Here is a 20,000-nt window from a genome sequence, read left to right as displayed (position 1 = left end):
CGCGCTACTCTGCCGCATCCCGGCAGCACGTTTCTAACTGACACCGCGGCCTTCCGGCAACGCTGGCGGGTTTGCGCAGACGGCCAGGTCGGCTAGATTCAAGGCGTCGGCCGCTGTTGGCCCGACCCGCATGTTGGCGGCTACCTTTTTTCGGATGTCCGCCTGTCGTGAATGCTGCCGGTGCTGCGTTGATCCAAAACGATATCGTCGTGTTCGGCTTGATTGCCGCCACCCTGGGCGCGGTGTTCTGGACCTCAGCGCGCGAGCACGGGCCCTGGCGGCGCTTTTACGCCTTCGTGCCGGCCCTGTTGCTGTGTTATCTGCTGCCCGGGATCTACAACACGGTCGGTTTGATCGACGGCGCCAACACCCGTCTATACAACCCGATCGCCCGCGACGTGCTGCTGCCCGCCGCATTGATCCTGCTGACCTTGAGTATCGATCTGCGCGCAATCCTGGGGCTCGGCCCCAAATTGGTGGCGATGTATCTGGGCGCATCGCTGAGCATCATGCTGGGCGCGGTGGTGGCGTTCTGGGTGATGCGCTGGCTGCATCCGGCCACTGTGGCCGGCGACACCTGGGCCGGCATGGCGGCGCTGGCCGGCAGCTGGATCGGCGGTGGTGCCAACATGCTGGCGATGCGCGAAGTCTTCGCTGTGGACGCAACCACCTTCGGGCAATTTGCGGTGGTGGATGTGGGCGTGGGCTACGTGTGGATGGCGGTGTTGATTTTCCTGGCCGGCCGCGCGCGCAACATCGACGCACGCAGCGGTGCCGATACCCGTGCGCTGGATGCCTTGCAGGAGCGCATGGCGCGCTTTCAGGCCGAACATGCGCGCATTCCCAGCCTGGCCGACCTGATGGTGATCGTGGCAGTGGCCTTCGGCGGCGTCGGCCTGGCGCATGCGCTGGCCAACCCGCTTGCGGCGTGGTGCAAGGCGCAGTTGCCTTGGGCCAGCCAGTTCAGTCTGGACACGCCGTTCGTGTGGGTGGTGGTGCTGGCGACCAGTCTGGGCCTGCTGCTGAGCTTTACCCGCGCACGCACGCTGGAAGGTGCGGGCGCCTCCAGGGTCGGCACCTTGCTGCTGTATTTCCTGATTGCCTGCATCGGCATGCAGATGGACCTGCTGGCGTTGCTGGACCGGCCCTGGTTGTTCCTGCTCGGCCTGATCTGGATCGCCGTGCATATCGGCTTGCTGTGGGGGCTTGGCCGTCTGTTGCGGGTGCCGTTTTTCTATTTTGCGATCGGCTCGCAGTCCAATATCGGCGGCCCGGCCTCCGCACCGGTGGTCGCCGCCGCGTTTCATCCGGCACTGGCGCCGGTCGGTGTATTGCTGGGCACCATGGGCTACGCCACCGGCACCTATCTGGCATATCTGGTCGGCATCGCCTTGCGCGCGATGGCCGGTGCGGGCTAGCAGCAGCTAACCAGACGGCTGCGCGGCGGCCAGTCGGGCGTGATCGCCGACCGGCCTGGCCCACGCTCGGCGTCGCGGCATGGACTGCGCACGCATGCGGCTGTTACGCGGCGTCGGTTTCGCCCGACGACTGCTCATTACCTGGTGTCAGCCACGCCGGGCCGCGATCCGGCCAGACGTGCAGCCGCTGAGAAACGCTCCACTGCACGCATCTGCCAAGCAACGTGCAGGGAGCGCGCGCTCGTAACGACTGCAGCTGACAACACGGCAGTGTGCTCGGCCACATCCTTGAGATATGCAAGGATCTGCGGCCCGCACTTTTCCGCGGGCCGGCTTGCTGCTGAATCACCCGACGCTGTTCTTCCTGCGGGTGCGCCGGCTGCTGGGTGTGTTGCTGGGTGTGTTGCTGGTTGTGCTGTTGCAACTGGCTGACATTGGTCTGCGCCGGCTCGTTGGCTGCGGATGCCGTCTGCACATGGCTGCGCAGATGGGCCGGGTCGTCCATGCGGCCCTGCACTGCGATCAGGCTGTCGCCATCGCGGTTCGGGACCAGATGATCGATACGCTGCAGGCCATCGCTGCCCGCACGCGCGGCCACGCTGGCGGCGGTGTTGAGAAACGCCGTGTCATCGCGCAATCCCAGGCGCTCGCGTTGCCCGTCAAGCTGCACCACTGCGTCGTTGAACAGCTGGCTGCCTGGTTGCAATTGCGTGCCTTGCGCCTGTATGTCCTGGGCTTTCATCACCGAATCCCGGGGTGGAAGAAGAAGTGGATTCTGACGGGCTCATGCGCGGCTCCTTGCGTTTGTCATGCGGAAAGCGCGCTTAGCGGCTGCTTTCTGCGGCAATATTGTGCGCGCTCAACCACGCGCGCACGTCCGACCTGACCTGCTGGCCGCTGGCATTGAGCAGGCGATCCGGGGTGGTGAAGAAATACGCCTGAAAGGTCTTCTGCTGGGCATTGCGCAGCGTTGGATCGACGCCGGCCTCGAGCAGCCTGAGCACTGCGGGGCTGGCCGCGCCGCTTTGTGCTGCCAGATGCAGCACGCTGTTGCCGGTATGGTCGAGGCGCTGCACATCCGCACCGGCCTTGATCAACACATCGATCTGCGCATCGCGCTTGCTCTGCACCGCACGAAACAGCGGCGTCGGGGGCAAGTGCCTTGATCCGGGCGACATCCCCGTGCGCGATGGCCTTGGCGATCTCGGTCAGAGTGGGGTCGCGGAAGGCGACGGCGTGGTCCTGCAGCGTAGCTGACATGGTGGTTTGCTCCTTGGCACCGGGCGAGGCAGTGCATGAGACCGCGAAAAACGAGGTCGCAAGAACGAGCAGGGCGGGGAATCGCGGTTGCATCGAAATCTCCTTCTCCTGAGCGCATTCCTGATGACGCTGCGGCATGTCCCGCCACAGCCGGCCGAATGCTAGCAGCTGCAAACATCGCGGGCGGAAAGATTTCGTGACACGGGCCTTGGGGAAGTGACCTGGGGTTGGTCTCATGCTTGGGGCCGGCTGCGTGGGTGGCGCAGACAGCGCAGGTGCGCGGTAGTGCACGCGCTACCCGTACGCCACGGTGCCGCCCCCCACAGCCGACGGTCACATCCCGGCCGGCATAATGGCGCTTTGCGAGCAGATGGGTGCAATGGCGTACGAGCTACTGATCAGTGACTGCGATGGCGTTCTTGTCGACAGCGAAATATTGGCCGACCGGGTGATGCGTGAAGCGCTGGCGGCTTTCGTGCCAGGCGAGCCGCTGGAACATCTGCTGGAAACCACCTTCGGGCAGACCACACGCGAGGTGTTGCGGCGGGTGGAAGAGCGCTTTGCGCTGCAGTTGCCGGAGACCTTGCTAGCGCAGATCCAGGCGCGCAGCGAGGCGTTGATCCAGGCGCAGGTGCAGCCGATTGCCGGCGTGCGCGAGGCGCTGGAACAGATTCCGCTGCCGTTGGCGGTAGCATCCAACAGCCGGCGTCACAATGTCATCGCGTCGGTGGAACGGGCCGGGCTCACCGCGCGTGCGGCGGGACGTATTTTCAGTGCCGACATGGTGGAGCGACCCAAGCCGGCACCGGATGTCTATCTGCTGGCCGCGCGCACAGCCGGAGTGGCGCCGGAGCGTTGCCTGGTCATCGAAGACAGCCCCACCGGCGCGACGGCGGCCGTGGCGGCAGGCATGCAGGTACTGGGGTTTACCGGTGCCAGCCACATTCCGCCGGGCCATGGCGACACCCTGCGCCGCATCGGTGTGCTTGAGGTGTTCGATGAGATGCGTGATTTGCCTGCGTTGTTCGCGCGGTTGGCGCAAAAGCGCGCTGGTTGAGTCACCCGTTCGGTGGGTAGCGGGCGCAGCCAATGCGCGAGCTGCACGCTGCAGTTGACCTGCGGCGCTGTCCGACCACTTCGAGGACAGCACGTCGCGGTTTGCTGGTTGCTTGTTGAAAACGTTGCGCACCGACCATCATCACTGGCCCTTGCACGCTCACCGTTGCAGGACCTTGAGCGGCACGGATGCTGCGCCAGAGCTACAAGGACGTACTTGTAGCGTGTCCTGCGATGGTGTGCGGGCAAGGGCCCTGCAGCAAACGCGCAGCCTCGGTCGAGGGCGCGGTGTCCTCACCGCCCGCGGGACACGCCGTTAACCCGTCTATGGGGGCTCGGTGGCGGCATCCATGCCGCCAACGGTCCCGCAATCGGTAAGGACACCGCACCAGATAGTTCACCGGTAGCGTTATTGAAGAAAGAAATCACTGCACCAAGCGGTCGGCTGGTGGTTTGTTGAAGAGCGTGACGCCGAGTTGCTAGCTTGCTGGTTGCTTGTTGAAAACGCACCGACCATCGTGACTGGTCCTTGCCCGCTCACCGTCGCGGGACCTTGAGCGGCATGGATGCCGCGCCAGAGCCTCCATGGACGGATTCACGGCGTGTCCTGCGATGGTGGGCGGGCAAGGGCCCTGCACCCAAGCTCCAGATCAGCCGCTCTGCAATCGACCTGCCGTATTGCCTGATCGCGCCGAAAATAAGCGCTGTCGCATCTACATCAAAACAACAGGGCGCGATTCGCATCGCGCCCTGTTGCGTTTTCAACTTCTCGATCAACCGATCAACCGATCAACCGATCAACCGATCAACCGATCACCAAATCAACAACAACGAAACCCACTCTTGCCGCCATACCGCGCGTCCTGGCGTTCGCGGAAGAAGGTGGGGTAGTCCATCACCGGCTTGTCCGGATGTTTTTCCAGCATGTGGCGCACGTAGTTGTCGTAATCGGGGATGCCGCAGCACAACCGCGCGGTCTGGATCAGGCGTCGCCAGATGCGGCGATGCACCTGATATTGACTGGCCAGGACAAGTTGCGTGCCCATTACAGGTCTGCCATCTGGTGCGGCTGCAACGCCACGTACGGAGTTTCGCGGTCGCTACGCTGCGGGTTACGGCGTGCCACCACGATCGTCTTGATCGAATAGATCAGGATCGAACCCACCACGAACAGAAATAGCACCGTCAGCCCGGTGTTGACGTAAGCGTTGGTGACGATCTGCTGCATCTGCGGCACCGTTTTTGCCGGTGCGGTGATGGTGTTGCTGGCGATGGCGTCCTGGAACTTGTGCGCCTGCGCCAGGAAGCCCTGCGCCGGGTTGCTGTCGAAGATCTTGATCAGCCCCGCGTAGGTCGTGCACAGCAACAGCCACAGCGCCGGCACGATGGTGACCCAGGCGTAGCGGTCGCGCTTCATCTTGAACAGCACCACCGTGCCCAGCATCAGCGCGATGCCTGCCAGCATCTGGTTGGAGATGCCGAACAACGGCCACAAGGTCTGGATGCCGCCGAACGGATCGATCACCCCGGTGTAGAGCAGATAGCCCCACAGTGCCACGCACCCGGCGGTGGCGATGATGTTGGCGGTCCACGATTCGGTCTTCTTCAGCGCCGGGATGAAGTTGCCCAGCAGGTCCTGCAGCATGAAGCGGCCGGCGCGGGTACCGGCATCCACCGCGGTGAGGATGAACAAGGCTTCGAACAGGATGGCGAAGTGGTACCAGAACGCCATGGTGTCTTCGCCGGGCAGCAGCTGATGCAGGATCTGCGCGATACCCACGGCCAGCGTGGGTGCACCGCCGGCGCGCGCCAGGATGCTGTGCTCGCCGATATCGCGCGCGGTGGCTTCCAACACTTCGGGGGTAATGGCAAAGCCCCATTCGGACACCTTGGCCGCGACCGCCACGGTGTCGGTGCCGACCAGCGAGGCAGGGCTGTTCATGGCGAAGTAGATACCCGGCTCGATGATCGAGGCGGCCACCAGCGCCATGATGGCCACGAACGATTCCATCAACATGCCGCCGTAGCCGATGTAGCGCATGTGGCCTTCATTGGCGAGCAGCTTGGGCGTGGTGCCGGAGGCGATCAGGGCATGGAAGCCGGACACTGCGCCGCATGCAATCGTGATGAACAGGAACGGGAAGATGCCGCCCTTCCACACCGGGCCGTCGCCGGTGGAGGCGAACTGGGTCAGCGCCGGCATCTTGAGGTCCGGCATCACCACAAGAATGCCGATGGCCAGCGCCAGGATCGTGCCGATCTTGAGGAAGGTGGACAGGTAATCGCGCGGTGCCAGCAGCAGCCACACCGGCAACACCGAGGCCACGAAACCGTAGCCGATCAGCATCCAGGTGATCTGCTTGGCAGTGAAGGTGAAGGCCGGGCCCCACGTCGGGTCGGCGGCGACCTTGCCGCCCAGCCAGATCGCGCCCAGCAGCAGGATCAACCCGACCACCGAGATCTCGCCGATCTTGCCGACGCGGATGTAGCGCATGTACACGCCCATCATCAGCGCGATGGGCATCGTGGCGATGACGGTGAACATGCCCCACGGGCTTTCGGCCAGTGCCTTGACCACCACCATCGCCAGCACCGCCAGGATGATGATCATGATCAGGAAGGCGCCAAACAAGGCGATGGTGCCGGGCACCTGGCCCATCTCTTCGCGTACCAGATCGCCCAGCGAGCGGCCGTTGCGGCGGCTGGACAGGAACAGCACCACGAAGTCCTGCACCGCACCGGCAAACACCACGCCCACCACCAGCCACAGCAGCCCGGGCAGGTAGCCCATCTGCGCGGCAAGCACCGGGCCCACCAATGGCCCGGCGCCGGCAATGGCGGCGAAGTGATGCCCGAACAGCACGTGCTTGTTGGTGGGCACGTAATCCAGGCCGTCGTTATTGGCGACCGCCGGGGTGGCGCGGGTGATGTCCAGCTGCATCACCTTGTCGGCGATGAACAGGCTGTAGAACCGGTAGGCGATCAGATAGATCGAGACGGCGGCCACCACGATCCACAACGCGTTGATCTGTTCGCCGCGCCTTAGCGCCACGGTACCCAGACAGAACGCGGCCAGCAGCGCGAGCGCGCCCCAGGCCAGCTTCGAGAACCCTTTCATGCATGCCCCTCAGGAACGATTCACTCAAGGGTCACCCCGTGCCGGGCTGCGGTCAATGGCAGCGCTCCGCAGCGGGGTAAAACTTTGGTCGTAGGGTCGTGGCGCGACAGATGCGCTAGTCGCTAGTCGCCAGCCGAAGGCCGGCGTTTGGAACGATCGGTTGCAATGGTCGCGGTTGGGCAGCGCGGTACCTGCACCCATCATTGGCGCTAGGCCACAGCGCACAGGGACAAGCAATGAGCACCACGACCACCACAGCGGCGCATGTGCTGCGCACCATCCGCGGCCTGCCGACCTCCGACGGCGCAGGCGTCAAGCTCACCCGCGTGATCGGCACCCAGCAGCTGCCGGAGCTGGACCCGTTTCTGATGCTGGACGAGTTCGGTACCGAAAAGGCCGAAGACTATATCGGCGGTTTTCCCAGCCACCCGCATCGCGGCTTCGAGACGGTGACCTACATGCTCGACGGGCGCATGCGGCACAAGGACAACCACGGCAACGAAGGCCTGCTGACCCCGGGCAGCGTGCAGTGGATGACGGCGGGACGCGGCCTGATCCACTCGGAAATGCCCGAGCAGGAATCCGGGCGCATGCGCGGGTTTCAGCTCTGGGTGAACCTGCCGGCGCGCGACAAGATGAGCGACCCCAAGTACCAGGAATATGCGCCGGACCACATTCCGGTGGCGCATCCGGCGCCCGGTGTCACGGTCAAGGTGATTGCCGGGGCGGTGGGCGATGTCGTCGGCCCGATCGTGCAGCCCGCGACCAGCCCGGTGTATCTGGATATCGCCTTGGAGCCGAACGTGGAGTGGGATTACCTGCTGCCCGGCGGTCACAACGCGTTTGCGTATGCCTTCGAAGGCGCACTGACAGTGGGCGAGGGCGATGCAGCGCGCGCGTTGCCGGCGCAGGAACTGGCGGTCCTCGGTGGCGGCGAGCGCCTGCATGTGCGCGCCGGTGCCGATGGTGCGCAACTGATCCTGGTCGCAGGCCGCCCGCTCAACGAGCCGGTGATGCGGCATGGCCCGTTCGTGATGAACACCAAGCAGGAATTGATGCAGGCGTTCGTCGATTTCCAGGAACGCCGGTTTTGAACCGGCGCGGCTGCACGACAGTGGGAGCGCGCAATGAGTGACCGGCCTGTCAGCGTCAGCACCGGCGCGGTGCCGTACACCGTCAGCATCCACGATGGGCAGCACACCTGGAGCGGCGACACGCAGCCGGCCAACGGCGGCGCCGACGCCGGGCCGGACCCCGAAGCGCAGGTGTTGGGTGCGCTGGGTGCGTGCACGGCCATCACGGTGTCGATGGTGGCCGCGCGCAAGCAGTGGCCGCTGACGGCGGTGCACGTGCATCTGCACTACACCCAGCGCGGTGCCGCCGGCACGGCGATCACCCGCGAAATCGTGCTCGACGGTGCGCTGGATGACGCACAGCGCACACGCTTGATGGAGGTGGCCGACAACTGCCCGATCCATCGCCTGCTGACGGGCGAGGTGCGCATCGAGAGCCAGTTGCAGGCCGCAAGCGGCACCGGCGGCACGGCGATTCCGGGAGGCTGACAAACGCTGCCGTTGTCGCCGAGTGGACGGATGATGCGATCGGAATCGGAACGAGCGATCGCTACGCTGGCTGCTAGAGCCCAGTCGCGATGCCCGGGCTCAACGTTAGAGAAAAAGCATCTTCGCTGGCGCTGACGTCTGCATGACGCTGGCGCAGACATGCGAGCAGGTGACGGTGATCCGCAGCGGCACGGCCGGCCGCAACCGTGCTGCCAGATGCGATCTGCAGCGTACCGGGCCACCCGGCGCGCTGCAGGGGCGCTATATCGACAGCCAGCAGTGCTGCACCATGTGCTGCGTCAGCGCTGCAGCGCCAGGCTGGCGGGCTGCAGATCCATGTTCTGCACCATCGATTGCATCGAGGCGAGCTCTTCGGTGCTGGCGCCGTCGATCCACAGCTGCGCGTAGCGTTTCTTGCCCAGTTCGACCACGGTGACGCGGCGCGATTCCATGCCCGGCATGTCGCGGCCGCCCAGATCGAGCTTGTACCAGTAGAAATCTTCCTGCTGGATCTGGCCCTTTTCGGCACGGCGGTCGCGTGCCAGCGTCATGGCCGGGTCGCGGGTGGTGAGCATCACCCCGACGACTTGCCGTCCATCGGCGGTCACTGCCTTGCAGACCAGGTAATCGGCACCTGCAAGCTCGTTCCACTGCAGGTTGGACGCCGGCGGCAGTGGCGGGCAGACCGGCGAGGTCTGGGCATGGGCGGTGGCAGCGGCCAGCAGCAAGCTCAGGCCGACAAGGCAGAAGGCAGACTTCATACACGATTCCCCGGCATTGGATGACGATGCGGGCGCGCCGATCTGGTGCCGCAGCAGTGCCTCAAGCTCCCCGCTCAAAACCTGCCGTCCACGCAACGCGCTCCGTCTACACGTCCATCACTACCACAGTTTTGCGAATCAGCTCAAGCGATGTCGCAAGCGGCAGTGGCATGGCATGTGCGGCGTGGCACTTCCGTTACGAGACCTGGTGATCGGGCTTGCCCGCACGCATGCGGCGCGCACGGTTTCAAGGGTAATCAACCGGCTTCGGCGCCGGGGTTTCAGGCAGCGGAATGAACTCCTTGTCGTCGCCGGGAATGCTGCCGAAGCGGCCGGCCTGCCAGTCGTCCTTGGCCTGCTCGATGCGTTCCTTGGAGCTGGAAACGAAGTTCCACCACAGATGGCGTGGCCCATCCAGCGGCTCGCCGCCGAGCAGCATCGCCTTGAGCGGGGTCTTGGCGCGCAGGCGGCCGCGGGCGCCGGGCGAGGGCACGATCAGGTGGCGTGCCGGCACATCGGCGCCATCCAGCTGCGCTTCGCCTTCCAGGATGTACAGGGCGCGCTCGGCGTGGCCGGTGTCCAGATCCAGCTTGGCATCGGGCGCCAGATCCAGCGCCACATTGAGCGTGCCGCTGAACACCTGCACCGGCGATTCCTCGCCATAGGCGCGGCCGGCGATCACGCGCAGCCAGACGCCGTCGCGGTGCCGCTGCGGCAGGCTCGCCGCAGCGTGGTGGTGAAACGCCGGCGCGGTTTCCTCGGCCGAACGTGGCAAGGCAATCCAGGTCTGCATGCCGTGCAGCGCATGTTCGCGCGCTCGCGCCGGGCCGGGCGTGCGCTCGGAATGGGCGATGCCGCGGCCGGCGGTCATCCAGTTGACGTCGCCGGGGCGAATTACCTGATCCGAGCCCAGCGTGTCGCGGTGGCCGATCTCGCCTGCCCACAGAAACGTCACAGTCGCCAGGCCGATGTGCGGGTGCGGGCGCACGTCGATGCCGTGCTCCGGCTCCAGCACGGCCGGGCCCATATGGTCGACGAACACGAACGGGCCCACACTGCGCGCCTGCAGAGTGGGCACCGCGCGACGTACTTGCAGTCCGCCGATGTCATGCACGCGCGGGGCGATCAAGATGGTCATGGCGGCGGCTCGTGACGGACGCGGAGCCAGAGCTTGGCATGCGCCAGGCGCTGCGTGCGCGTGTCTGGCGGCGACGCAATGTTCTGTGCGCGGCGTGCGAACGAACGCGCCGTGGTGGCGCATCTGGCTGGCTACAGCAAATTTGTTTGGGTGGGGACATCGACCGCGCCACGGCGCGAGGCGAGCCGGTCGGCCAGGCGCGTGGGTTCGGGCAGGCGGTACGCGCGCAAGGTGCGCAGGGTCCAGTCGGGTGCGCCCTGCATCGACATGCGATGCCCGGGCGAGACGATCAACGGATTGCAGCGCGGTTTGCTGCGCAATGCCCAGCCGATCTGCATGCCACCCAGCAGGATGGGAGTGTGGTCGCCGCGTTCGGGGCCGGGCTCGGCGAAGCTGCCGGCCAGGCGTTGCTTGGCGATGCCGATGCACGGCAGGCCTGTCACCACGCCGAAGTGCGCCGCGATGCCGAGCTTGCGTGGATGCGCGATGCCCTGGCCGTCGATGAAGACCAGATCCGGTGCGCGCGACAGCAACGCCAATGCCTGCAGCAACGCCGGCAATTCGCGGAAACTGAGCAGGCCCGGTACGTATGGCATCGAGGTGGGCACGCGCGCCACATGCGCTTCCAACGCGAGCAAGGTCGCTGCATCCAGCAGCACGGCGGCGGCACGTGTGGTCTGGCCATCGTCTTCGAAGCCCACATCGAAACCGGCCAGCAGTTGCGGCGCTGCGGCGACTTGGTCTTGCAATACCACGCGGTGTGCCAGTTGCTGCTGCAACTGTCGCGCCTGTGCGGCGCTGCCGTCCCAATCGGCGAATACCGGAGCGATGCTGGACATGGCCGCAGCATCGCGCCCCGCACGTGGGCAGATCGTGCACGCCAGCGATGCGCTGGCTGCCGCTACAATCGCAGGCTGATCGGCCCCCAATCGGAGAACCGTAGTGACCCGCAAACTCGTACTGCTGCGCCATGGCCAGAGCCAATGGAACCTGGACAACCGTTTCACCGGCTGGGTGGATGTGGAACTCACCGAGCAGGGCCGCCAGGAAGCTGCGGCGGCCGGCAAGCTGATGAAGGACGAAGGGCTGCAGTTCGATGTTGCCCACACATCGGTGCTCAAGCGCGCCATCCACACGTTGCAGGGCGCGTTGAAGGAACTCGACCAGGATTGGTTGCCGGTGTCCAAGAGCTGGCGTCTGAACGAGCGCCACTACGGCGGCCTGCAAGGCCTGGACAAGGCCGAAACCGCAGCCAGGCATGGCGAGGAGCAGGTCAAGATCTGGCGCCGCTCGTACGACATCCCGCCGCCGGCGATGGACGTCAACGACCCGGGCCATCCGTGTCACGACCGTCGCTACGCCACGCTCGACCGCAATGCGTTGCCGGGAACCGAATCGTTGGCAACCACGCTGGTGCGTGTGCTGCCGTATTGGCACGACGCGATTGCACCGCAGTTGAAGGCCGGGCAGACCGTGCTGGTGACCGCGCACGGCAACTCGCTGCGTGCGCTGTACAAGTACCTCAACGAGGTCTCCAACGAGCAGATCCTGGAGCTCAACATTCCCACCGGCATCCCGCTGCTGTTCGAACTGGACGACAACCTGCAGGTACGTAACTTCCGTTACCTGGGCGACCCGGAAGCGGCCAAGCGCGCGGCCGAAGCAGTGGCCAACCAGGGCAAGGCGAAGTAAGCGCCGCTGGCGGTTGAAGCGCGGCGTGCGTTGCGCGCAGCGCTCGTCTTGTGTGGCACGCCGCCCCAAGAGGCTGCGCGCCGTGGTGAATGGAAGCGGTGTGTGGGCGTGAATCGCGCACGCGCCGCGTTGGTGCAGGCGAGACATGATGTCCGGCAAACGTAGAACCCAGCAGATGACTGCCACTTACTGTCGCGCCTATCTGGTGACCGTTGGGATGTTGTTGGCCGGTGGAAGCGGTGCAGTTGCGGTGTTGACCGGCGCCAGCATCTCCGGCCCCGGGCTGGCACTGGCCTTGCTGATCTGCATGCTCGGTGTGGTGTTGCTGGCGATGGGTCTGTTCGGACCGGTACGGCAGATGGAAGCGTGGGCCGATGCGGCGTCCGGGCATGAGGTCGCCCTGGTGCTGATGGTGGTGGCGTATCCGGTGTACGTGGTGATGGCGCCGTTCTACGCGCGCCGGTGACTGCATGCGATGGCGCGCGTTGTGCCGGGATGCAGGTATTGGGTGAGACGGTCGCAGCGTCCGTGGCAGACGCGCCAGCGGCCTGTCGTTGCAATGACGTTTCGATAAAGCGCGGCAACGGACGCTAGAGCGTTGCGGTGCCGCTGCAGTGATCTGGTGTGGCCGGTTGCAGAGCGACTGACGAAGGAGCGAGCGCCGCTTGATGCGCTGCTCTTCGCTGGCGGCTCCCGACGGGCTGCCGACTTTTTTCGACCGCGCATGCGCGGTCATGCCTTGGAGAATTCAATGAAGTTGAGCAAGTTCGCCCCGCTATCGCTTGCGGTGGCCATCGTGGTCGCGTTGTCTGCATGCGGCGCCTCCGACGACACTGCCAAGGGGGCGCCCACCGCCCCGCAGGCTGCGCCGACCAAGGTCGATGTGTCCAAGCTCGATGCGCCGATCGTGGCGTTCGGCAGCGGCGATCTGGATCCGGCCATCAACGCATGCCAGGACCTCAACGGCTTCGTCAACGCCAAGTGGCTCAAGGCCAACCCGGTGCCGTCCGATCGCACCAGCTGGGGCAGTTTCGAAGTGCTGGCCGAGCGTTCGCTGACCATCCAGCACGCCTTGGTGGAGCAACTGGCACGCGGCAATCTGTCGGCCGGCTCGGTGGATGCCAAGATCGCCGACCTGTGGCGCACAGGTTCGGACGAAGCGGCGATCGACACCGCCGGCATCACCCCGCTGCAGCCGCAGTTGAAAGCGATCAATGCGCTGACCGATGCGCCGGCCATCGCCGCGTGGTTGCGCAACAGCTATGCGCAAGGCCAGGGCTTTGTGTTTTCGTTCGGCGCCAATGCCGACTATAAAAATTCCGAGCAGATGATCGCCTACGCAGGGCAGGGCGGTTTGGGTTTGCCCGAGAAGGGCTATTACACCGATCCGGCGCAGGCCAAGATCCGCGAACAGTACGTGGCCTACATTGCGCGTGTGCTGGAACTGTCCGGGATTCCTGCGGCGCAGGCGGCCACCCAGGCCAAGGCGGTGATGGCGTTCGAAACGCGGCTGGCGGCCGCGTCGCTGTCGCGCATCGAATTGCGCGACCCTGCCAAACGCTACAACCCGGTCGATGTGGCCGGTGCCAACGCGGTGACGCCGCACTTCGACTGGCAGGCATTTTTTAGCGCGCTCAAGGTCCCGGCCGGCACGTTCTCGCTGAGCCAGCCGGGTTATTTCGCCGAGCTCGATGCGATGCTGGCCGACACGCCGGTCGATACCTGGAAGGCGTATCTGCGCTTCCATAGCGTGGACGAGGCGGCGCCGTATCTGGCCAAGCCCTTCGAGCAGGCCAACTTCGACTTTTACGCCAAGACGCTGCGTGGCCAGAAAGACATGCTGCCGCGCTGGAAGCGCACCTTGAACGCCGTCAACGAGGCGATGGGCGAGGCGCTGGGCCAGCTGTACGTGCAATCCGCATTTCCCGCCGAATCGAAAGAGCAGATGCAGCAGCTGGTGCAGAACCTGTCGGCGGCGCTCAAGGCGCGGCTGGAAAAGTTGGAATGGATGAGCGCTGAAACCAAGCAGCGCGCCCTGGAAAAGTGGGCCAGCTTCACTCCCAAGATCGGCTACCCGGACCAGTGGCGCGATTGGTCTGGCCTGGAAACGCGTGGCGATGGATTCCTTGCCAACATGCAGGCCGCGCAGGCGTTCAATTATCGCTACATGCTGGACAAGATCGGCAAGCCGGTCGACAAGCGCGAGTGGCACATGACGCCGCAGACGGTGAATGCGTACTACAACGCGACGCGCAACGAGATCGTGTTTCCGGCGGCGATCCTGCAGCCGCCGTTCTTCGACCCCAAGGCCGACCCGGCGCTCAATTACGGCGGTATCGGCGCGGTGATCGGGCACGAAATGATGCATGGCTACGACGATTCCGGCAGCCAGTTCGATGCCAAGGGCAACTTCGATACCTGGTGGACCGATGCGGACCGCAAGCTGTTCACCGAGCGCACCGACCAGCTGGTGGCGCAGTTCGACGGCTATGAAGCGATCGAGGGTGTGCATGTCAAAGGCAAGCTCACCCTGGGCGAAAATATCGGCGACCTGGGCGGCCTGACCGTGGCCTACGACGCCTTGCAGATGGCATTGCAGGAGCAGCCCGCTGCCAACAAGGAGATCGACGGCTATTCGCAGGACCAGCGCTTCTTCATGAACTGGGCCACCGTGTGGCGTCGCAATTTCACCGATGGCGAATTGCGCGTGCGCCTGAATACCGATCCGCATGCCCCGGCGAATTTCCGCGCCAACGGTGCGCCGTCGAACATGCCGGCGTTTGCGCAGGCGTTTCAGTGCAAGCCCGGCGATGCGATGGTGCGCGGCGACAAGGAGCGCGTGACCATCTGGTAAGCCTGGCATGGCGCGCGCGAGCGGTTGCTCTGGCAACGCTTGCGCAGCACAGCTGAAAACGCTGCAAATCACCGTGGTTGCGCGGTGAGGCATGCAGTTGTCTGGTTGGTCGCTTGCAACACAACTGCCTGGTTTTCACCTGTATTGTCGGGCCTGCTTGTAGCAGCGTCTGCACACCAGTGTGCGTGCACGCCCTCTACACAGCCGCGCTGTGAAGTGCGGAGCCGGCAGTGACGAAGCGGAAGGTTTTCAAATGGGGCGGCATTGCGCTGGTGCTGCTGGTGCTGGCCAGCACGCTGTCGCTGTACGGCTACGGGCGCTTTGCCGACCGCCAACGCGGCCCGGTCAGTCATGCACTGCCTGCCACCGGGATGGCGACCCCCATCGACAAGGTGGTTGCGCCACTGCAACAGGCGCACACCGACCAGACCGGCATGGTGATCCTGCCGGACAACATCGATGCGTTTGCGGTGCGTGCACTCACCGCGCGTGCGGCCGGGCGCAGCCTGGATCTGCAGTACTACATCTGGCATGCCGATTTCACCGGCAACCTGCTGCACAACGAGTTGCTGCGCGCGGCCGATCGCGGCGTGCGCGTGCGCTTGCTGTTGGACGACATGAATATCCACGGCAGCGATTCGGTGCTGGCCGCGCTGGACAGCCACCCGCTGATCGACATCCGCCTGTTCAACCCGACCCGCGCCCGCGAAGGGACCTTGATGCGCGGTGTGGAGATGGTGCTGCGCATGTTCAGCATCAACCGCCGCATGCACAACAAGGCCTGGATTGCCGATGGCCGCATCGCGGTGGTGGGTGGGCGCAACGTGGGCGACGAATACTTCGATGCGGCGCGCGACACCAATTTCATGGACATGGACGCAGCGCTGATGGGGCCGGCCGTGGGCCAGGCCGAGCAGGTATTCGACGCCTACTGGAACAGCCCCAACGCCTTGCCGCTGGCCGCCCTGGTCACCGCCAGGCCGCAGGCGTTGGATGCGCTGCGCGGCAGCCTGGATGCTGGCATGGCATCGGCGCGTGCGAATCCGTATGTGGAACGCCTGCGGCGTTCGCCGAGCGTGCGCGAACTGATGCAGGGCGACCGCCCGGTGCATTGGGTATCGCAGGCGCGCATCGTCTCCGACCCGCCGGAAAAAGCAGACGGCGCACCGCCGCAAGCCGACTGGATGACGCCGGTGCTGATTGGCGAAATGGCGCATGCGCAGCGCGAACTGAAAGTGATTTCGCCGTATTTCGTACCGGATGCCGACGGCATGCGCTGGATCGGCGACCTGCGCCGTCGCGATGTGCGGGTGAGCATTCTGACCAACTCGCTGGCGGCCAACGACGTGGTGGCCGTACATAGCGGTTACGCCGACTATCGCGTGCCGCTCTTGCAACAGGGCGTGCGGCTGCACGAACTCAAGCCGATGGGCAAACCGGAGGGCAGCCTGTTCGGTTCGAGTGGCGCCAGTCTGCATACCAAGGCATTCGTGGTCGACGACAGCAGCGGTTTTATCGGCTCGTTCAACCTCGACCCGCGCTCGATGAACCTCAATACCGAAATGGGCCTGCTGTTCAACGACCGTGCGGTGACCGCAGAACTCGAGCGGCTGTACAACCGCAAGGTCAGTGCGCCGGTGAGTTATCGCGTCACCCTGGACCAGGGCGCACTGCGGTGGCACGACGATGCGGCGCAACCGCCCGAGGTGTGGTCGCGCGAGCCGGCAGCGAGCGTGTGGCGGCGTGGCACCGCGACGGTGATGGGCTGGTTGCCGCTGGAGTCGCAGCTGTAGCTGGTTGCTCAGTGGTTGCCCTCATCCGCCCTTCGGGCACCTTCTCCCGCAGGCGGGAGAAGGGAGTGCGGTGGCCCGGTCAGATCCGTTCGCGCGTGACGCGGACGTCCGTTGGTTATTGCAGCTGCGTCACGATCTCGCGTGCCATCGCACCCAGCGGCAGGATGCGGTCTGCACCGCCGCGCTTGATCGCCTCCTTGGGCATGCCGAACACGATGCTGGTGTGTTCGTCCTGCGCCACCGTGCGTGCGCCAGCCTGGCGCATTTCCAGCAGGCCGGCGGCGCCGTCATCGCCCATGCCGGTCATGATGATGCCCAGTGCGTTGCTGCCGGCCGCACGCGCGGCGGAGCGGAACAGCACATCCACCGACGGGCGGTGCCGATTCACTGGCGGGCCTTCCATCACTTCGACGAAATACTGCGCGCCGCTACGGCGCAGCAGCAGGTGCTTGCCGCCGGGCGCGATCAATGCGCGTCCCGGCATCACCCGGTCGTTGTTGGCGGCTTCCTTGACGGCGATCTGGCACAAACCATTGAGACGCGCAGCGAAGGCGGCGGTGAACTTCTCCGGCATGTGCTGCACGATCACGATGCCGGGGCATACGCGCGGCAAGGCGGTAAGCACTTCTTCCAGTGCCTGGGTGCCGCCGGTGGAGGTGCCGATGGCCACGATGCGTTCGGTGGTCTGCGCCAGGGCGCGCCCGCTCTGCGCCGGCAGGATCACATCGGCAGTGTGTTTGACCTCGGCCTCCAGCGGCGCCGCAGTGACGCGTGCGGCCAGTCGCTTGACGTTGGCGCGCGCCGCGCTGCGCACCGTATTGACCAGTTCGTCGGCAGAGTCGGTGAGAAATTGCTTGAGCCCCAGCCGTGGCTTGGTCACCACTGCCACTGCGCCGGCGGCCAGTGCATCCATGGTGACGCGCGCGCCTTTTTCGGTGAGCGTGGAGCAGATCACCACCGGGGTGGGGCGCTCGCTCATGATCTTGCGCAGGAAGGTGATGCCGTCCATGCGCGGCATTTCCACGTCCAGCACGATCACGTCAGGCCATTGCTGGCGCATCTTTTCGATGGCCAGCAGCGGGTCGGCGGCAGTGGCGATGACCTCGATGCCGGGCGCGTCGTTGAGTACGCCCAGCAGCACCTGACGCACCACCGCCGAATCGTCGACCACCAGGACCTTGATGGCGTTGCTACGGGCAATAGGGGGGGGGGTGGGGCGATTGAGCGCTGTCGACACGGTGAATCCTTGGGTCATGCCTTGCGGAAAATCGAGGGTGCCACCTGGACCAGATCGATGTCGAGTTCGCTCAGGCTTTCCGAATGGCCGATGCAGAAATGCCCGCCCGATTTGAGATTGGACAGCACGCGCAGGATCACTTCGCGCTTGGTCTGGCCGTTGAAGTAGATCATCACGTTACGCAGAAAAATCGCATCGAAACTGCCCAAGGCCGGCAACGCGGTATTGAGGTTGGCATGCACGAACTGCACGCGCTCGCGCAGGCGCCGCTCCACCAGCAAGGTGCCGTCGTACTCGCCCTGGCCACGCAGGCAGTAGCGTTTGAGATACGCCTGCGGGATGCCGTCGATGCGTTGCAGCGCGTAATGGCCGGTGCGTGCCTTGGCCAGCACACGGGTGCTGATGTCGCTGCCGACCACCTCGAACGGGCGGCCCTGCAAGGTGTCGTCCAGCACCATGGCCATGCTGTAGGCCTCTTCTCCGCTGGAACTGGCCGCGCTCCAGCAGCGGAACGGCAGCCCGCCACGGTGTTCGCCGGCCAGCTTGCGCAACAGCTCGAAATGCTTGGGCTCGCGGAAGAAGTAGGTTTCGTTGGTGGTGAGCAGGTCGATCGCGGTCTGGATCTCGCTGCGGTCCTGGCGGCTTTCCAGCAGCTGCAGGTACTGCGTGTAGGTGCTGAACTGATGCTCGCGCAGGCGCTTGCCCAGGCGGCCGCACAGCATGGCCTTCTTGCCGGAAGAAATGCTGATGCCGGCCGCTTCGAAGATGAAACGCTGGAAGCGGCCGAACTCCTGTTCGGTGATGGCGGTGGCGGTACTCATCGGCTCAGGCCACGTCCGCGTCGCTGGCGACGCTGTTATCGCTCAGGCGCGCAATGCGTACGGCATGTTCGCGCCACCACTCCGACAGCATCGGCCCGGGCATCGGCGAGCCCATCAGATAGCCTTGTGCCAGATCGCAGCCGAGTTCGCGCAATAGCCGCCAATCCTCGGGCGTTTCCACCCCTTCGGCCACGGCGGTGAGTTCCAGCCGATGCGCCAGCTCCAGCGTGGATTCGAGCACGGTGCGCTGGCTGCGGCTGCGATGCGCGGCATGCACGAAGCTGCGGTCCAGCTTGAGTTCGGTGAACGGGATGCTGGCCAGACGCTGCAGCGACGAAAAGCCGGTGCCGTAGTCGTCGATGGACAGGCCGAACCCATGCAAGCGCAAACGCGCCAGCATGCTCAAGGCATTGGCCGGCTCCACGATGGCGCTTTCGGTGAGTTCCAGCACCAGGTCCGCCGGGCTCAGGCCGTTGTCGCTCAGCTTGCCGCACAGCTGCTCGAGAAAATTCTCTTCGCCCAGCAAGCGGGGCGACAGGTTCAATGCCAGGCTCAGCTCGAAGCCTTCGGCGCGCCAGTCCACCAATTGCGCAATGGCCTTGTCGATCACCTGCTGGGTCAACGCATGGATCAGGCCTTCGCGCTCGGCCAGCGGGATGAAGCGGTCCGGGCCGATCATGTCGCCCTGCGGGCGGCGCCAGCGCGCGAGCGCTTCCACGCCGCGCAGGCGGCCATCCTGCAGATCGAGCTTGGGCTGGTAGGCCACGCGGATCTCGCCGCGGCGCATGGCACGATCCAGTCGCGAGGCGGCCGCGCCGCCGCTGGACATCAGCGACGAAATCGCCACCGGCGCGAACACGGCAGCGTCGGCGGCCGGCTCCGGTTCGCAATCCAGCACGGTGGCCAGGTCCTGCAGGTTCATCGGTTTTTCGATACCGCCGAGCACGCGCACGCCGGCACTGCGGCTGAGTTGCATCACCGCATCGATCAGGGCGCCGCCGCGTTGCGACACCACCACCACCGGCACGCTGTATTTGCCGCGGGCCAGGGCGTCGAGCAACTGCACGCCGTCCATGCCGGGCATTTCCAGATCCACCAGCAACAGCGATGGCGCGTCGGCGCCCGTCAGCCATTCCAGTGCCGCGTGCCCGTCGACTGCACCGTCGACCACGCTGGCGCCGAGCTGGCGACACAACGCCATGGCGTGTTCGCGCTGGACCACGCTGTCGTCCACGACCAGGACCGGGCCGGCCAACGCACAGTTGCAGGAGAGAAGGGCAGGGCGCATGG

Annotated in this window: 16 protein-coding genes and 2 pseudogenes; 8 read left to right on the top strand and 10 right to left on the bottom strand. The window is 65.3% G+C overall.

What is annotated here, in order from left to right:
* Positions 1-167: 167 nt before the first annotated feature.
* Entirely contained in the window at positions 168-1,418 is a 1,251-nt protein-coding gene (locus M3O59_RS13850; protein ID WP_064632611.1) for a DUF819 family protein, read from the top strand.
* 337 nt (positions 1,419-1,755) lie between these two features.
* On the opposite strand, the pseudogene M3O59_RS13845 reads toward M3O59_RS13850, so the two are convergent.
* A pseudogene (locus M3O59_RS13845) lies at positions 1,756-2,169 on the bottom strand (XVIPCD domain-containing protein); the annotation flags it as partial.
* 73 nt (positions 2,170-2,242) lie between these two features.
* Positions 2,243-2,816 (bottom strand): annotated as a pseudogene (locus M3O59_RS13840) (ankyrin repeat domain-containing protein).
* Between the two features lie 214 nt (positions 2,817-3,030).
* Here M3O59_RS13840 and M3O59_RS13835 point away from each other — a divergent pair.
* Positions 3,031-3,735 (top strand): HAD family hydrolase, encoded by a 705-nt coding sequence (locus M3O59_RS13835; protein ID WP_181920497.1) that lies wholly within the window; start codon positions 3,031-3,033, stop codon positions 3,733-3,735.
* An 820-nt stretch (positions 3,736-4,555) separates the two neighbouring features.
* On the opposite strand, the gene M3O59_RS13830 is transcribed toward M3O59_RS13835, so the two are convergent.
* Entirely contained in the window at positions 4,556-4,780 is a 225-nt protein-coding gene (locus M3O59_RS13830; protein ID WP_016904074.1) for a YbdD/YjiX family protein, read from the bottom strand.
* The gene (locus tag M3O59_RS13825; RefSeq protein ID WP_064630684.1) at positions 4,780-6,852 is read right to left on the bottom strand and encodes a carbon starvation CstA family protein; all 2,073 of its coding nucleotides are present in this window, start codon (positions 6,850-6,852) and stop codon (positions 4,780-4,782) included. Before M3O59_RS13825 ends, M3O59_RS13830 begins: the two co-directional genes overlap by 1 nt.
* Before the next feature lie 236 nt (positions 6,853-7,088).
* Here M3O59_RS13825 and M3O59_RS13820 point away from each other — a divergent pair, with 236 nt between their 5' ends.
* Entirely contained in the window at positions 7,089-7,946 is an 858-nt protein-coding gene (locus M3O59_RS13820; RefSeq protein WP_116905432.1) for a pirin family protein, read from the top strand.
* A 33-nt stretch (positions 7,947-7,979) separates the two neighbouring features.
* On the top strand, positions 7,980-8,414 hold the full coding sequence (locus M3O59_RS13815) for an OsmC family protein (protein WP_116905431.1): 435 nt from the start codon (positions 7,980-7,982) through the stop codon (positions 8,412-8,414).
* 299 nt (positions 8,415-8,713) lie between these two features.
* On the opposite strand, the gene M3O59_RS13810 is transcribed toward M3O59_RS13815, so the two are convergent.
* The 3 genes from M3O59_RS13810 to nfi all read right to left on the bottom strand — a co-directional run bounded on the left by M3O59_RS13810 (position 8,714) and on the right by nfi (position 11,152).
* Positions 8,714-9,175 carry a hypothetical protein gene (locus M3O59_RS13810; RefSeq protein ID WP_064630680.1) on the bottom strand — a complete coding sequence of 154 codons (462 nt, stop codon included), beginning with the start codon at positions 9,173-9,175 and terminating at the stop codon, positions 8,714-8,716.
* A gap of 247 nt (positions 9,176-9,422) precedes the next feature.
* Complete coding sequence (locus M3O59_RS13805) at positions 9,423-10,313, bottom strand: pirin family protein (RefSeq protein WP_116905430.1); 891 nt, start codon at positions 10,311-10,313, stop codon at positions 9,423-9,425.
* 131 nt (positions 10,314-10,444) lie between these two features.
* Positions 10,445-11,152, bottom strand: a complete 708-nt coding sequence (gene nfi / locus M3O59_RS13800) for a deoxyribonuclease V (protein WP_116905429.1) — start codon at positions 11,150-11,152, stop codon at positions 10,445-10,447.
* A 103-nt stretch (positions 11,153-11,255) separates the two neighbouring features.
* On the opposite strand from nfi, the gene gpmA reads away from it, so the two are divergent.
* The 4 genes from gpmA to M3O59_RS13780 all read left to right on the top strand — a co-directional run bounded on the left by gpmA (position 11,256) and on the right by M3O59_RS13780 (position 16,652).
* Positions 11,256-12,005 (top strand): 2,3-diphosphoglycerate-dependent phosphoglycerate mutase, encoded by a 750-nt coding sequence (gene gpmA, locus M3O59_RS13795; protein WP_064630674.1) that lies wholly within the window; start codon positions 11,256-11,258, stop codon positions 12,003-12,005.
* A gap of 148 nt (positions 12,006-12,153) precedes the next feature.
* Positions 12,154-12,471 carry a hypothetical protein gene (locus M3O59_RS13790; RefSeq protein ID WP_064630699.1) on the top strand — a complete coding sequence of 106 codons (318 nt, stop codon included), beginning with the start codon at positions 12,154-12,156 and terminating at the stop codon, positions 12,469-12,471.
* A gap of 285 nt (positions 12,472-12,756) precedes the next feature.
* A complete protein-coding gene (locus M3O59_RS13785) occupies positions 12,757-14,859 on the top strand; it encodes a M13 family metallopeptidase (protein WP_116905428.1) in 2,103 nt (700 codons plus the stop codon).
* 230 nt (positions 14,860-15,089) lie between these two features.
* Entirely contained in the window at positions 15,090-16,652 is a 1,563-nt protein-coding gene (locus tag M3O59_RS13780; protein ID WP_116905427.1) for a phospholipase D family protein, read from the top strand.
* Between the two features lie 115 nt (positions 16,653-16,767).
* On the opposite strand, the gene M3O59_RS13775 is transcribed toward M3O59_RS13780, so the two are convergent.
* The 3 genes from M3O59_RS13775 to M3O59_RS13765 are packed head-to-tail and all read right to left on the bottom strand — an operon-like array spanning position 16,768 to position 19,998.
* The gene (locus tag M3O59_RS13775; RefSeq protein WP_181920491.1) at positions 16,768-17,907 is read right to left on the bottom strand and encodes a protein-glutamate methylesterase/protein-glutamine glutaminase; all 1,140 of its coding nucleotides are present in this window, start codon (positions 17,905-17,907) and stop codon (positions 16,768-16,770) included.
* A complete protein-coding gene (locus tag M3O59_RS13770) occupies positions 17,904-18,710 on the bottom strand; it encodes a CheR family methyltransferase (RefSeq protein WP_116905426.1) in 807 nt (268 codons plus the stop codon). Before M3O59_RS13770 ends, M3O59_RS13775 begins: the two co-directional genes overlap by 4 nt.
* 4 nt (positions 18,711-18,714) lie before the next feature.
* The gene (locus tag M3O59_RS13765; protein WP_116905425.1) at positions 18,715-19,998 is read right to left on the bottom strand and encodes an EAL domain-containing response regulator; all 1,284 of its coding nucleotides are present in this window, start codon (positions 19,996-19,998) and stop codon (positions 18,715-18,717) included.
* Positions 19,999-20,000 lie beyond the last annotated feature (2 nt).

It is taken from the genome of Xanthomonas nasturtii (genome assembly GCF_023337365.3).
GTDB classification, from domain to species: domain Bacteria; phylum Pseudomonadota; class Gammaproteobacteria; order Xanthomonadales; family Xanthomonadaceae; genus Xanthomonas; species Xanthomonas nasturtii.
The sequence above is the reverse complement of the archived record's forward strand: the minus strand, read 5'-3'. Positions and strand labels throughout refer to the sequence as shown.